General features: G+C 71.5%; 10 protein-coding genes. 9 read left to right on the forward strand and 1 reads right to left on the reverse strand.

Annotated elements, in window-relative coordinates; translation table 11 throughout:
- Positions 1–86 precede the first annotated feature (86 nt).
- From VT85_RS22820 to VT85_RS28750, 8 genes are all read left to right on the forward strand, one after another.
- On the forward strand, positions 87–3,545 hold the full coding sequence (locus VT85_RS22820) for a hypothetical protein (RefSeq protein WP_068420296.1): 3,459 nt from the start codon (positions 87–89) through the stop codon (positions 3,543–3,545).
- A gap of 497 nt (positions 3,546–4,042) precedes the next feature.
- Positions 4,043–6,550 carry a sodium/proton-translocating pyrophosphatase gene (locus tag VT85_RS22825; RefSeq protein ID WP_156513185.1) on the forward strand — a complete coding sequence of 836 codons (2,508 nt, stop codon included), beginning with the start codon at positions 4,043–4,045 and terminating at the stop codon, positions 6,548–6,550.
- Between the two features lie 284 nt (positions 6,551–6,834).
- Positions 6,835–7,773 carry a MotA/TolQ/ExbB proton channel family protein gene (locus VT85_RS22830; RefSeq protein ID WP_197490949.1) on the forward strand — a complete coding sequence of 313 codons (939 nt, stop codon included), beginning with the start codon at positions 6,835–6,837 and terminating at the stop codon, positions 7,771–7,773.
- Positions 7,774–7,798: 25 nt separating this feature from the next.
- Positions 7,799–8,332 (forward strand): ExbD/TolR family protein, encoded by a 534-nt coding sequence (locus VT85_RS22835; protein WP_068420298.1) that lies wholly within the window; start codon positions 7,799–7,801, stop codon positions 8,330–8,332.
- Positions 8,329–8,874, forward strand: coding sequence for an ExbD/TolR family protein (locus VT85_RS22840; protein WP_197490950.1), 546 nt, complete (start codon positions 8,329–8,331; stop codon positions 8,872–8,874). Before VT85_RS22835 ends, VT85_RS22840 begins: the two co-directional genes overlap by 4 nt.
- Positions 8,871–9,590, forward strand: coding sequence for a hypothetical protein (locus VT85_RS22845; RefSeq protein ID WP_068420299.1), 720 nt, complete (start codon positions 8,871–8,873; stop codon positions 9,588–9,590). Before VT85_RS22840 ends, VT85_RS22845 begins: the two co-directional genes overlap by 4 nt.
- Complete coding sequence (locus VT85_RS28745; protein WP_197490951.1) at positions 9,574–10,125, forward strand: hypothetical protein; 552 nt, start codon at positions 9,574–9,576, stop codon at positions 10,123–10,125. The genes VT85_RS22845 and VT85_RS28745 overlap by 17 nt, the downstream gene beginning before the upstream one ends.
- A 17-nt stretch (positions 10,126–10,142) precedes the next feature.
- Entirely contained in the window at positions 10,143–10,619 is a 477-nt protein-coding gene (locus tag VT85_RS28750) for a hypothetical protein (protein ID WP_197490952.1), read from the forward strand.
- Between the two features lie 31 nt (positions 10,620–10,650).
- On the opposite strand, the gene VT85_RS22855 is transcribed toward VT85_RS28750, so the two are convergent.
- The gene (locus VT85_RS22855) at positions 10,651–13,071 is read right to left on the reverse strand and encodes a serine/threonine-protein kinase (RefSeq protein ID WP_156513038.1); all 2,421 of its coding nucleotides are present in this window, start codon (positions 13,069–13,071) and stop codon (positions 10,651–10,653) included.
- Positions 13,072–13,382: 311 nt separating this feature from the next.
- Here VT85_RS22855 and VT85_RS22860 point away from each other — a divergent pair, with 311 nt between their 5' ends.
- Positions 13,383–14,825, forward strand: a complete 1,443-nt coding sequence (locus tag VT85_RS22860) for a metallophosphoesterase (RefSeq protein WP_082858822.1) — start codon at positions 13,383–13,385, stop codon at positions 14,823–14,825.

The raw sequence follows: 14,825 nt of genomic DNA on the forward strand, positions 1-14,825 counted from the left end.
CATCGCACACGAGCCGCCTGCCGAGAAGCCGGGCCCGAGCGCGTGGCGGGGGACGCGTCCACGACCATCAACCCGAAGCGGCGACCATGAAGCTCATCCAGCGTCCGACGCGGGCGACGTCAACGGAACGGGGACATCGGGACGAGAGGCGGCCGCCCGAGAGGAATCGCCTGAGGCCGGGCCTGGACATCCTGGAGGACCGCCTGGCACCGGCCGGGGGGCCGGGGTTCGCGGTCGTCCAGCAGCCCGCGGCGGTCCAGGCTTACGTCGGCCAGGTCGCCGTCTTCTCGGCCGCCGCCGACGCCCCCGGCCTCTCGGTCCGCTGGCAGTCCAGCGACGACGCGGGCGCGAGCTGGTCCGACCTCCCCGACGACCGGGCCGTCACCGTGGCCGATGCGACGCGGACGTGGTACGCCCTCGCGACCGCGCCCGGTCAGGACGGCAGGCAAGTCCGGGCGGTGTTCTTCTCCGACCCGTCCGATCCGCTTCCGACCGCCGCGGCGTCCCTCGGGCTGGCGAAAGCCCCCTCGTCGATCGCGGTCGAGCCGAGCGCCAGCCCCCGGAGTATCGGCGAGCCGATGACCGTGTCGGTGCGGGTCGGCGCGGGGGTGTCCGGCCTCCCCACGCCCAACGGCGGCCTTGTGCGGCTCTCCATCGGCCCGCTCCAGCTTTCCGGCGCGCTCGTCGACGGCCGGGCGGTCTTCGACGTCCCGGACACGCTCGATCCCGGCGCCTACCCGTTCGCGGCTTCCTACGACGGCGACGCCTACACCGCCGCCATCTCGACGACGCTGGACTCGCTCGCCGTCCAGCGCGGGGCGAGCCGGCTCGACGTCCAGATCCCGCGCGAGGCGGCGCGGGGGGCCGCGACGACGCTGACCGCCTACGTCAACCAGTGGATGCCGGAAGGCCACCCGATCCCCGGCGGCGTGATCTTCATGGACGGCGGCCGACCGATCGACTTCGTTCAACTCACGCGACAGGCCGACGGCCGTTACGCCGCCGTGATCCGCACGTCGCAGCTCGCCGTGGGCGACCACTATTTCCAGCTCGTCTTCCTGGGCAACCCGCGGACCTACGCCGCATCGTCGGGCGTCTACCGGTTGACGGTCAAGCCCTCCGGGACGACCGTCACGCCCGGATGGGCCTCTCCGCTCGGGGTCTCGCCCGCGTCGACGTCCGGCGCGCCCCCGGTCTCGCCGTCGACATTCGATCCGGTCGGCCCGGGAGACGAGCCGTTCCGCCTGCTGGACGAATTGGCCGCCGGGCTCGACGACGGCTTCGGCCTGACCCTGTCCGCAACGGCCGACGGCTCGCTCCTCGCGGTCGGCGCGTTCGAGGAGGTGGTCGGCGGCTCGGGGGGCAAGGGCTCGGTCTCCATCTACGCCCGCTCCGGCGACGCCTGGGCCCGGACGGACCATATCGCGGCGGCCGGGTCCGACCGCTTCGGCTTCGACGTGGCGATGAGCGCCGATGGGTCGACGCTGGCCGTCGGCGCGCCCCTGACGGCCGTCGCCGGCCGCGCGTCGCAGGGGGCCGTGTACGTCTACGCGCGATCGGGGGGATCGTGGTCGCTCGTCCAGACCCTGACGGCGACGGACGGCCGCGCGAGCGATCGATTCGGCTACTCGGTGGCGATCAGCTGGGACGGCCGGACGATCGCCGTGGGCGCCGAACGCGGCGGGGGCGTGGCGCAGACGGCGAACAAGGTCTCGGCCTACGTCTTCGCCCGAGCCGAGGGGGCCTGGTCGCAGACGGCCGAGGTCGAGCCGGCCGAGGGGAAGGCGGTCCCCGTCGACTACACGGTCGGGGTCGAGCTGGCCGCCGACGGGGCCACGCTGCTGGTCACCGCGCTGACCATGACGACGCCCGGCGGCCTGGCCGCGATCTACTCGGCGAACGCCGGGGGATGGGTCCGTGATCTCTTCCTCGACTCGCGCGACTTCCCCGGGGTCTCAGGCCTGTCGGGGCGGGCCGCGCTCAGCTCGGACGGGGCCGAGCTGGCGGCCGGGGCGAGGATCGACGCATCCCCGGCCCCGTCGAAGCCCGCGATCCTGATTCTGACCCGTTCCGGCTCGACGTGGAGTCTGGCCGCGACCCTGACCGCCGACGCCGACCCGACCGACCCGATCGGCGCGGGGGCGCTGGGGGGCTCGAAGCTCGCCTTCAGCCCCGACGACTCGACGCTCCTCGCCGGGGCCCACGAGGCCGCCGTAGACGGCTCGGCGAATCGGGGCGCTCTCCACGTCTTCGAGCGATCGGGCTCGTCGTGGGCCCACGTCGCGAGGCTGACGGCGGCCGACGGGCGGGCGGGCGACAACTTCGGCGCGACGACGGTCGCGGCCGGCGGCGCCCTCTTCGTCACGGCCTACCGCCCCACCACGGTCGACGGCCATGCGCGGGGCGTCGTGTACGCCTATCGCGACGCGAGGGGCGACGCCGAGGTGGCGCGGCCCGCGGACCAGACCGTGCTCGTGGACTCCCCGGCGACCTTCACGGCCAGGGCGTCCGGAGCCTTCGCCTCGGTGCGATGGCAGGTCGACGACGGCGGCGGCTCGGGCTGGACGGACGTCCCGAACGCCACCGATCTCGTGCTCACGGTGCGGCCCCGGTTGGAGGATTCCGGCCGGCGCTTCCGCGCCGTCTTCCGAACCGCGAGCGGCGGCGCGTCCGCCTCTGAACCGGCGACGCTCACCGTCGTCGCGCACCGCGTCGACCTGGCCCTCAGCATCCGGGACAACCCGCGACGGGTGGGGGACCCCCTGCTGATCACCGTCGCGGCGCGATCGACGACGACCGACGAACGGCCCTCGGGGACCGTGGATCTGGCGATCGGAGCCTTCCGCCTGACGGCCTCGCTCGACCAGGGGGTCGCGGTCTTCTCGATCCCCACCACGCTCGCGATGGGGCCCCATACGGCGACGGTCTCCTACGGCGGCGACGGCGCGCGGTTCGGCGCGGCGGTCGCGTCCGCCCCCCTGGCCGTCGTGCGAGGGACGTCCACCCTGACCGCCGAGATCCCAGCCACGGCGACGGCCGGCTCGATCGTAAGGCTGACGGCCGTCCTGGGATACTCGGGGACCGTGGCGACGCCGGGGGGCGGCGTCATGTTCATGGACGGCGGCCGACCGATCGCCTTCGAACAGCTCTCGACGGCCGCCGACGGCCGAGTCACCACCGTCTTCGCCACCGCCGGGCTCGCGCGGGGCGATCATTACTTCCAGCTGGTCTACCTCGGGAACCCCGGGACCTACTTCTCGTCGTCGCCGATCTACAAGCTGACGATCGTTCCGCCCACACCGTCCGCGTCGAACTTTTCGCGGATTTCGAAAGCCTCGACGGCGGCGAATATTCCGGACTTATCAGATCCTCTTATTAACATATCGCAAAGCCCGAATCGACCCTCGCCGGCCGTCTCGAGGGCGTTTCGGGGCCGCATGAGGGACGCGGGGATCGCGCCGTCGCGGCCCCTCGCGCGAGCGCCGGAGGGGCTTCGCGGGGGATCCGCGGCACACAAGGCATCACGATATTTAGACTTGCAGTGACATCCATCCCGCCGACGCGGCGGGGGATTTCGGGCGACGTGAAGAATTCCATGAAATTCCACCTGATCCCCCTTCCGCAAGCGGGCCGAGTGGTGTCTAATCGAAGTCAGAATCACGGCGTCGCACTTCAAGAATCGACTCGAAGGACGACGAATCAATTAAGGTGAGGAGCCGGCCTTGCGATGGCGAGAAGCGCCATCGGACCCAGGCTGGACGCCACCCCCCCGCGACATCTCAAGTTCGCGAGACTTCGGCCTGCAATGGGCCTTGGGCGGCATTGCCCCGAACCAACCGCCGGATCGATCGAAGATCGCAACCGCGGTGCAAAACCTTCAGAAAAACTCGGAGATAGGGATCATGCACCCCTGCATTGGCTTCAGGTCGCTGGCCTTGACGGCCGCGATGTTCATGGGCCCCGCGTACGTCGCTGCGCAAGAGGCCGTCCCGGCGGCGCCGGCGGCGGCCCCATCGCCGCGCCGGCGGCGGCTCCCGTGGCGATGGAAGAGCACTCGGTGAAGCTGTTCGAACCGCTGACCGACTACGCGATGCCGGAGCGGGTGGGCCTGATCCTGACGTTGTTGATCGCGGTGGCGGGGCTGGGCTACGCGGGCATGCTGGTCGGCCAGGTTTTGGGCGCGGACCAGGGGACTCCCAAGATGCGCGAGGTGGCCGACGCCATCCGCGAGGGGGCGTGGGCCTACCTGATCCGGCAGGCGAAGGCGCTCTTCCCGCTGATCTTCCTGCTGACGCTGATCCTGTACTTCACGGCGCAGGCGTCGGGGGCGGTGCAGCTCGGCCGGGCGCTGGCGTTCTTCGTGGGGGCGTTCTTCTCGTGGCTGGTGGGGTTCGTGGGGATGAACCTGGCGGTGCGGGGCAACCTCCGCGTGGCCGCCGCGGCCCGGACGAGCTACGGCGACGCGATGCAGCTGGGCTATCGCACCGGGACCATCACCGGCATGCTGACCGACGGCCTGGGCCTGCTGGGCGGCACGGCGATCTTCATCATCTTCGGCGAGAAGGCCTATGAGGTCCTGCTCGGGTTCGGCTTCGGCGGCACGCTGTTGGCCCTGTTCATGCGGGTCGGCGGCGGCATCTACACGAAGGCGGCCGACGTGGGCGCCGACCTCGTGGGCAAGGTCGAGGCGAACATCCCCGAGGACGACCCCCGGAACGCGGCGACGATCGCCGACAACGTGGGCGACAACGTCGGCGACTGCGCCGGGATGGCGTCGGACATCTTCGAGAGCTACGAGGTCACGATCGTCGCGGCGATGATCCTGGGCTACGCAAGCTTCGGCCACAAGGGGGTGATCTTCCCGCTCCTGGTCCGGGCCATCGGCGTGGTGGGCTCGATCATCAGCACCTACAGCGTTCGGGCCAAGGCCGACAGCACCAGCGACGAGGCCTTGCACTCGGTCCACCGCGGCTTCGTGATCGGCTCGGTCATCAGCGTCTTCGGCTTCATGGCTCTGGGCCTGGCCTACCTGCACTTCGACGACGCCTACATCCACAACTATCCCCAGGCCGCCTACGGCTACAACGTGACCGAGGAGTTCGCCAAGGCCCGCGACGCCGCGCTGGACGCGGGCGTGCCGCTGAAGGAATTCACCCACGCCTACGAGGGCCCGATCCTCGCCGCCCAGCCGTTCTGGGCCGACCTGGGGATGGTCCAGGGCCTGGACATGCGGCCCGCCTGGACCTGCCTCATCGGCATCCTCCTGGCGATCGGCCTGAACAAGGTGACGAGCTACTACACCCACACCCAGTACGAACCGGTGCAGAGCCTGGCCAAGAGTTGCCAGACCGGCCACGCGACCAACATCATCCAGGGCCTGGCCGTGGGCTACGAGTCGGCCGTGGTATCGACCCTGGTCATCGCGGGGGCGATCTTCGTCTCGGTGGTCATCTATGAAGGGGCGAGCCCGCTGTTCGTCGCCTACGGCGTGGCGATGTGCGGCATCGGCATGCTGACCCTGACCGGCAACACGATCTCGATGGACGTCTTCGGCCCGGTGGCCGACAACGCCAACGGCATCGGCGAGATGGGCTACGACCGCGAGGAGATGGGCGAGGAGAACTACGCCCGCGCCCGGCAGATCCTGGCCGACCTCGACGCGGTGGGCAACACCACCAAGGCCGAGACCAAGGGGATCGCGATCGGCTCGGCGGTCATCGCGGCGGTGAGCCTGTTCTCCAGCTTCATCGCGGTCGTCGCGGTGGGGAGCGAGGACAAGGTCGCGACGATGCCCCTGAGCGAGTACATGGCCGAGGCCGGCAAGCTCTCCGTCGCCGCCCCGATGGTCTTCATCGGCGCCCTGATCGGCGGCGTCGTCCCCTTCCTGTTCAGCTCGATGCTGATCCGGGCCGTGGGCCGCGCCGCGTTCCTGATCGTCAAAGAATGCCGCACCCAGTTCCGCGACAAGGACATCTGGGCGGGCGTCAAGAAGCCGGACTACGGCCGCGTCGTCAACATCTGCACCTCGGCCGCCCAGAACGAGCTGGTGGGCCCCGCCCTGCTGGCGATCCTGATGCCGATCCTGGTCGGCATCTTCCTCGGCCCCCAGGCCCTCGGCGGCTTCCTCGCCGGCATGATCATCGTCGGCCAGCTCCTGGCCGTCTTCATGTCGAACGCGGGCGGCGCCTGGGACAACGCCAAGAAGACCATCGAGGACGAGCCCCGCACCGCGACCACCGGCAAGGGCTCCGAGAAGCACAAGGCGGCCGTCACCGGCGACACCGTGGGCGACCCCCTGAAGGACACGGCCGGCCCGGCCCTCAACCCGCTGATCAAGGTCATGAACATGGTCAGCCTGCTGTCCATCCCGGCCATCATGGCCACCGCGAAGGGCGACTACGCCTCGGCCCTCTACATCGTCGGCGTGTTCTGCCTCGCCGGCGTCGGCTGGGCCGTCTGGCGGTCCAAGACCGACAGCAAGGAACTCCGCGAGATGGAAGCCGAACTCGCCGGCTCCGCCGAGCAGGTCTTCGAGGGTTCCGCCCGCTGACCGGCTCGCTCGCTGAATGCTGAACGACGCGACGACCTTCGGGCCTCCCCGCTCCACCGCGAGCCGGGAGGCCCGCTTCATGCGCCCCGCGAGGCCGTCGCGGGACGATCGCGGGCCGAAGGCCGCGGCGAAGACGCTGAGATGAGATGGGGAGGGCCTGTGCGTCGGGGGGGTCGCACGGCCCTCGCTCGCCGCCCCGCGCCGGTTGCGTTTGTCGCATCGGGGACGATCGAGTAAGTTGGGAGGGGGGCGGATTGCTGACGTCGAAGGCGGGAGGTCCGGCGGTGACGGAATCACGGCGTGGCCGGGTGTGGGCGATCGCGTCCTTCCTCGGAATCTGGCTCCTGGCGATCTCATGGTCCCTCTCCCCGTCGACCGCGACGGCCCAGGAGTCGGAACCGGCGGCCGTCGCGACGGCCTCGACGGGGGGCGAACAGCTCGCCGGCGACGACGGCGGCGAATCGTTCCTGCGCTGGATGATCCGCGCGTCGGGCCTGATCGGCGTGCTGATCGCGGTGATGTCGTTCTACCTCGTCGCCCTGATCGTCTGGATGTCGATCCACTACCGGACCTCGGCCGCCGCGCCCCGGTTCCTGGTGCGCGAGACCCGCGAACTGCTGGACCAGCGGCGCTACGGCGACGCCTACAACCGGCTGGCGGCCGACCGCTCGCTGTTCGCCCGGGTCCTCGCGGCCGGGGTGCAGAAGCTCCCCGCCGGCATCCTCCCCGCGCGCCGGGCCATGGACATGGCGAATGAGGACGCCACGATGGAGATGGAGCACCGGACGACCTACCTGGCGACCGTCGGCACGCTCGGGCCGATGATCGGCCTGGTGGGGACGGTCTACGGCATGATCAAGGCGTTCCGCGTCATCGCCACCAAGGGGACCGCCCCGCAGGCCAGCCTTCTCGCCGAGGGGATCTCGACGGCCCTGTTCGCGACCCTCGAAGGGATCGCGATCTCGATCCCGGCCATCTACTTCTACGCCTTCTTCCGCAATCGCATCGCCCGGATGTCGCTCGAGGCCGAGAAGGCCGCCGAGCCGCTCCTGGAACTGTTCGCGCCGGGGGTCAAGCCCGAGACCTCGGCGACGCCCAATCCGGCGCCCGCCACCCCGGCCGGGCCGGGCTCGCATCCCCATCCGTTCGCGCTCAACGCGGCGTTGGCGGCGTCAGGCGGGGTCGCGCCGCGATCGGCGCTGCCGCCGGCCCATCCCGAGTGATCGCCCCCGGTCGAGGCCGCCCGACATGTCGCGCTCGTCCACGTCGCACACGCTGAACCCGAACCTGACGCCGCTGCTGGACCTGGTCCTCCAGCTGATCACGTTCTTCATGATGCTGGTCCACTTCGGCAACCAGATCGAGGGTGAGACCCGCGCGGTGCGGCTGCCGCTGGCGCCCGCCGCCCTCCCCGGCGCCGACCTGGCGCTGGACCGGCTCGCCGCCGCGATCGACGCCCGGGGGAACCTCCTGGCGGACGGCCGGGTCTACGAGGGCGAGGACGCCTCGGCCTGGTGGAAGCGACAGGCCGAAGCCCGCCGCGCCGGGCTCGAACTGATCCAGACGGCCCCGGCCGCCGAACCGACCCGCCCCGAAACCCCGACGCTTCGCCTGCAATTCCCGGCCCCGACTCCCGATCCCGGCGGTGAGCTTCCCACGGTCGTGGTCCTCCGGGCCGACCGCGAGGCGTCGTTCGGCGCGGTGCGGAAGACGCTCGCCGAGGCGCAGTCGCTGGGCTTCGCCAATTTCAGCCTCGTGGTCCTGAACCGGGAGGAGCCGTGAGCGTCTCGCCGCAACTCGCGATCCCCCCGGCCGGCAACGACGACCCCGAAGCCCGGGGGACTCGACGATACCGCCCCGGCCCCCCCGACGACGTGTACTTCCCGGTCGCGCCGATGCTCGACATGGCGTTCCAACTCCTGGCCTTCTTCATCCTGACGTTCCGGGCGCCGACCGCCGAGACCCACATCGAGCTTTACCTGCCCACGACCCCCGCGGCGCTCCCCACGGCCGCTCGCGGCCTGGCGAGGCCGACGTCGCGGACCGTCGACGTCGACCTGGAGAACGACGTTTTGATCCGCGCCGAGGCCGACGACCTCGGCGACCTGAAAGCCCTGCGGCTCGGCGAGGCCCCCGTCCCCGACCTGGCCCAGCTCGGCCAGCGGCTCCGCCGCTACGTCGAATTGCTCGGGAATCGACCGCTGCGCGTCCGACTGATCGCCGACGACCGCCTGCTCTACGAACCCGCCGCCCGGATCATCGCCGTCTGCTCGGCCTCGGGCGTCGCCGCGGTCCGACTGGCCCCGCCCGGGACCTCGCCGTGAGGCCGTTCGGGGGCCGGTCCCTCGCCGCCGCCGCCCTGATCCTCGCTCTCGCCGTCTTCGCGCCCGCCGCGACGGCCCGGCAGGACGACGCGCCGCTGGGCCTGACCGACCTGGCCGCCGAACACGAGGCGCTCTCGGGCAAGTTCGACGCCGCGACGCCTCCCCGCGCGGCCACCTTCCGCGCGCTCTGGGATCGCCCCGACGAGTTCCGAGGCGTTCGGGTCCGGGTCGCCGGCCGGGTCGTTCGAATCTTCCGTCAGGACGCCGTCGGCAGCTTCCCCGCTCTCGTCGAGGCCTGGATCGAGGAGCCTTCGGGCGACCTCCTCTGTCTCGTCTTCCCCGCGTCCGACCGCGAGGCGGGGGTGGCGAAGGGGGCCTTGGTGGCCTTCACCGGCGTCTACCTGCGGCGCGTCCGCTACCAGGCCGAGGGCGAACGGCTCGCCCCCTTGATCGTCGGCCCGGATGCGCCGAGCGTCGTGAAGCCGGCGGCGCGCGACGAGTCGGAAGCCGCCCCTCGCCCGATTTCCGACTGGCCGGGGCCGTTCGCGACCGTAGGATTGTTCATCGGATTGGCGCTGATCGCCGGGCTCCTCGCCTGGCGTTCCCTGACCGCGTCGGTCGGGCCAAGGCGCCGCCGAGAAGGTCGAACCGGGCTCCCGCCCGGGCCCGCGCCCGAGTTCCTCGAACCGGAGGCCGACGATGGCGATCGCCGATGAGCACCGGCTGGGACGGACGCCGCTCACCGACCCCCGTTCGCTGGGGACGTCGGCGCTGTTCCACGTCCTGCTCGCGGCCCTGGCGTCGCTGTCGGTCCTGTCGGCGGTGATGTCGCCGGCCGACGACGAGGGGCGGAAGGCCCTGCGGGGCGTGCTGGAGCCGGTCGACAATCGAGCGAAGGGGGGAGAGGAGTCGGGCGCGGGGGGGGGCGGCGGGCCGGGGGAGATCGGCGGCCTGGGCGACCCGGACATGGCGGCCCGGCCGTCCGACTCGCCCGAGATCAAGCCGGTGCGCGACCCCACGGCCGACGCCCTGCTCTCCGAGATCCTGCCCCGAAGCGTCGTGAATCCCGAGGAGTCGCCGATGCGCGACCTCCCCGACCTGCCGACCTCCGGCGCGGGGCTGATCCCCGGATCGGGGTCGGGGGGGGCGGGGGTCGGGGCGGCGGGTCCGGCGGGGGCGTCGGCCGGGGGATCGGGCCGGGGACCGAGTTCTTCGGCAGTCGCGAACAGGGACGATCGTTCGCTTATGTGATCGACTGTTCCGGCAGCATGAGCACCCGCAACGCGCTGGACATCGCCAAGCGCGAGCTGCTGGCGAGCCTCGACCGCCTGCCGCCGGACGTCGACTTCTCGGTCACGTTCTACGACCTCAACGCCCGCAAGCTGACCGACGCCCAGGGGCGACGCGGGCTGATGCCGGCGACCGCCGCCAACAAGGCGAGGGTCCGCGCGCAGCTCGCCGCCGTCTCCCCCTTCGGCGGCACCGACCACCTCCTGGCCCTGCGCACGGCGCTGGTCGACAAGCCCGAGGTGGTCTTCTTCCTGACCGACGCCGCGTCGATGACCAACGACAATGTCACGACCGTGCTGTCGGAGACGGGGCGGAGCCGAATCCAGGCCATCGAGTTCGGCATCGGCCGCGACCTCGGCGACAACACCCCGTTGCGGCGGCTGGCCTCCACGACCGGCGGCGCGTACTTCTACGTCGACACCTCGAAGTTCCCCAAGTCGGCCGCGGGCTACTGAGCCGAATCGAGCCCGTGGCGACGCCGGAGCCTCAACGCCGCCGCCCCCCCTGGGGCCGGAAACTCTTGCTGAGGGCCGTCTCCATCGCCTCGGGGATCTCCATCCCCTGGGCTTCCAGCTCGCGATAGACCTCGGCGGGGTCGGTGTAGGTCGACTGCCGGGCGCGCGGGGCGTCCCACAGGATGAATCGCTGGACGCTCTTGAAGTCCTGGTAGGCCAGGAGCAGGCTGTTGTCCGTGTAGGGCCAGGCGGCGACGATCGGGCGGCTTCGCGACCCCGAGGTTCGAAGCGAGGGGGTGAGCAGTTCGAGCTGCTTGCTGGGCATCCCCTGCACGACCACCTGGCCGGCCGAGGCGCCCCGCATCGAGGGGACGACCGTCAGGCGATAAGGCCCCAGCGGGGTGTGGCGATGCCCCGCCGGGCGGGCCCCCGGGCCGCCGGTCGCCTGCTGCATGGAAGCGGCGGCCTCTTTCCAGAGTTCGTGAAGCTCCCCCTGGAGGAACCGGATCGGATCGACGTCGACGAGCGCGACCTGGTCGCCCCCCACGACCTCCGCGTCGGCCTCGGCGGCGATGGCCCCGATCCGCGAGGCCTCGGCCCCCTGGGCGAACCTCGCGGCGCGGGAGTCCTGGTCCTCGGGCGCGGCCTCCTCGTCGGGCTCGACTCGCGCCAGGGCCCGTTCGAGCTGGACGGCCGAGCGGTCGATCTGTTCGACGACCCTCGGGGCGAGGTGGCGGGTGAGGATCCGGTGGAGCTTCTCGCCGGGGTCGGGGAGGTGGAGGACGCGGCTGGCGAGGAAGTGCCAGGCGTCGCTCAGGCGGCTTCGCCGCCCGCGCTGCCATCGGGCCATCTCGACGAGCGGATAGACCACCTCGGGCCACATCGCCGCGCCCGAAGGGTCGCGATAGGCCGCGCCGCCGGCGTAGCGGAGGACGGTTTCGCGCAGCTCGGGGTGCTCGCGCCAGGCGTCGGCCAGGCGGTTCCATCGCTCGACCAGGTCGTCGCCGACCTCGCGTTCCGGGGCGATCTTGCGAAGGTCGTCGGCCGAGCGCGGGATCAGGCCGACGTTGAGCACTCCCTTGTCGTCGGTCATGTGCTCGCGGGCGTAGGAGCTGGCTTCCTGGATCGCCTTGCGCATCTGTCGGAGCATCCGCCGGCGGTTGGGGCTGTCGCGCCAGCTCAAGAACTTGGCGAGCACCACCGGGTTGAGCGCCGGGCGGACCTCGACCTTCTGGTCGAGGAGCTGGGCGGCTTCCTGCACGGCCGCCTGGGAGTCCTGCGCGGTCAGGGCGTAGGTCAAGGCGAGGATGAGCCGCGCGCGGTCGGCGTTGAGGCGTTCGAGCTTGCGGCGGGCGTAGAACGGCCGGCGTCGCGAGCCGACCAGAAGGTAGGCGAGGTAGTAGCCCGAGAGATAGCGTTCCTCCGGGGTCAGCGAGGTCGGCTCGGCCAGGATCGTCCGGAGCATCGTGCGGACGAGGGGGGACGCGGCGAGATCGGCCGCCTCGGCCGCCGCGACACGGGGGGCCGCGTCCTGTCGGCGTGCGGGCCGCTTCGCCCCGGCGTCCGCGGTCGCGTGCGGGTTCACCGCGCGGCCTTCGCCCAGCTCGGCCAGCGCGCCGAGGTCGACCACCGGCTCGACGGGCTCCTCCGGGGGGGCCGCGTCGTCGCCGCCCGGCTCAGCCTCGCCCAGCAGCTTCCTCGCCTCGACGCGGAGGATCTTCGCCACGGCCGCCCCGCCGGCGGGCCGGTCCTCGGGACGCTTGGCCATCAGGGCCAGGATCAGCTTCTCCAGTTCGGGCGAAGCGCCCCGCTCGCGCGCCATGAGCGGCGGCGGCGGGGTGTTGGCGTGCTGGGCCATCACGATCACCGGGGTCCCCGTGAACGGGACGGCGCCGGCGACCGACTCGTAGAGCATCACACCCAGCGAGTAGAGGTCGGTGCGATAGTTGAGCCGTTGCCCCTTGGCCTGCTCGGGGCTCATGTAGTTCGGCGTCCCCCGGACGATCCCGGCGGCCTCGTCGTTCTCGGCCAGGAGCGAGAGGCCGAAATCGGAGAGTTTGGGGACGTCGGTCGAGGTGAGCAGGACGTTGCCCGGCTTGACGTCGCGGTGGATGACCCCCTGGTGGTGGGCGTAGTCGAGCGCCTCGGCCACTCCGGCGAGGATCATCAGCCGTTCGCCCAGCGTGATCTCGCGCCAGCGGCGGCTGTAGCTGGTGCCGTCGACCTTCTCCATGACCAGGTAGCTGGTCCCGCCGGCCTGGCCGAAGTCGTAGATCCGCACGACGTTGTCATGCAGCAGCCGGGCGGCGATCTGGGCCTCCAGGCGGAGCCTCTTGGAGACCTCCTCGCCGGCCTGCTGGTCCTTCAGGACCTTGATCGCCACCTCGCGCTGGAGCACCTCGTCGGTCGCGGAGTAGACGGCGCCCATGCCCCCCCGGCCCAGCTCCGTCACGAGCCGGAATCGATCATTGAGCGTCGAGCCTGGGCCGATCACCACACGTCCCCCGCCGTCGAAGGTCCGAACCGGGCTCCGTCGCCGCGTCTCGCGAGCCGAAGCGGCGCCCGATCCGGCGCGGCGTCGCGAAGCGAAGCGGGCCGCGGGCTACATCGTCATGATGCCCCCCCCCGCGCCGCTCGTCAATCACGCAAGGACTTGCGGCGACTGGAAACGGCCCGGCCGGGCGGCTACAGTCGGACTCCAGACGGCCGGAGCGCCGGGGACGAACCCGGCCGGCCCCCCCTCCCCGACCGAGGAACCACGCGATGACCGCGAGCCGCTTGACGATCCCCGCCCTGATCGCGATCGGATGGATACAGGCCCCCGCGCCCGTCCGGGGACAGTCCCCGGCGCCTCCTGCCGTCCAGAGCCCGGTCCAGGCCCCGGTCCAGGCCGACTCGCCCCGGACCACGCCGGTCGCCGAGGCCGACGCGCACCGGCCCTCGCCGATCCCCGACCGGATCATCCGCACGATCGCGGCCGACCCCGCGCGGTCGATCGCCGTCACCTGGCGGACCGACGCCAGCGTCGGCCAGGGGCTGGCGCAGATCGCCCCGGCCGACCACGGCCCGAGGTTCGTCGCGCGGGCCGCAACGGCCCAGGCCGACTCGCAGGAACTTCGGACGAACCTCAACGTGGCTCGGTTCCACTCGGTCGTCTTCCGCGACCTGGAGCCCTCGACGCGCTACGTCTACCGCGTCGGAGACGGCGTCGACTGGAGCGAGTGGTTCCAGGTGCGCACCGCCTCCGACAAGCCCGAGCCGTTCACGTTCCTCTACTTCGGCGACGCCCAGACCGAGGTCAAGTCGATGTGGTCTCGGGTGGTCCGCAAGGCGTACGCCGACGCCCCCGACGCCGCGTTCCTGGTCCACGCCGGCGACCTCGTCAACCGAGGGGCGAGCGACGCCCTCTGGGGCGAATGGTTCGCGGCCGGCGGTTGGCTCAACGCGATGGTCCCCAGCGTCCCCTCCCCCGGCAACCACGAGTACGAGCGAGCACGCCTCCCCGACGGCAAGGCCGACCCGAACGCGAAGTCCGTCTTCACCGCCCACTGGCGGGCCCAGTTCGCCCTCCCGGAGAACGGGCCGCCGGGACTTGAAGAGACCGCCTATTTCTTCGACCACCAGGGCGTGCGCGTGGTCTCGCTCAACTCCAGCGAGCGTCACGCGGAACAGGCCGAGTGGCTCGACCGCGTGCTGGCCGAGAATCCCCAGACCTGGACCATCGTCACGTTCCACCACCCGATCTACTCGCCGGCCAAAAACCGCGACAACCCCGAGCTGCGCGGCCTCTGGCAGCCGATCTTCGACCGTTACAAGGTCGACCTCGTCCTGCAAGGCCACGACCATACCTACGCCCGGACCGGGCTCAAGGCGTTCGAGAACGTCCCCTCCGGCGGCACCGCCCGCGACGATCCCGGCGCGACCGCCGGCACGGTCTACGTCGTCTCGGTCGCCGGGCCGAAGATGTACGTCCTGGACCCGGAATCGTGGATGCAACGCTCCGGCGAGGACGTGCAGCTCTATCAGGTCATCTCCATCGACGGCGGCGTCCTCCGCTACGACGCCCGCACGGCGACCGGCGATCCTTACGACGGCTTCGAGTTGCACAAGCAGCCCGAAGGCCGCCCCAACCGCCTGGTCGAGCGCATCCCCGAGACCCCCGAGATCCGCCGCCCCGCCCCCCAGGCCGCCGCGACGGGCAAGTGA

Origin of the sequence: Planctomyces sp. SH-PL62 (assembly GCF_001610895.1) — a bacterium.
Lineage (GTDB): Bacteria > Planctomycetota > Planctomycetia > Isosphaerales > Isosphaeraceae > Paludisphaera.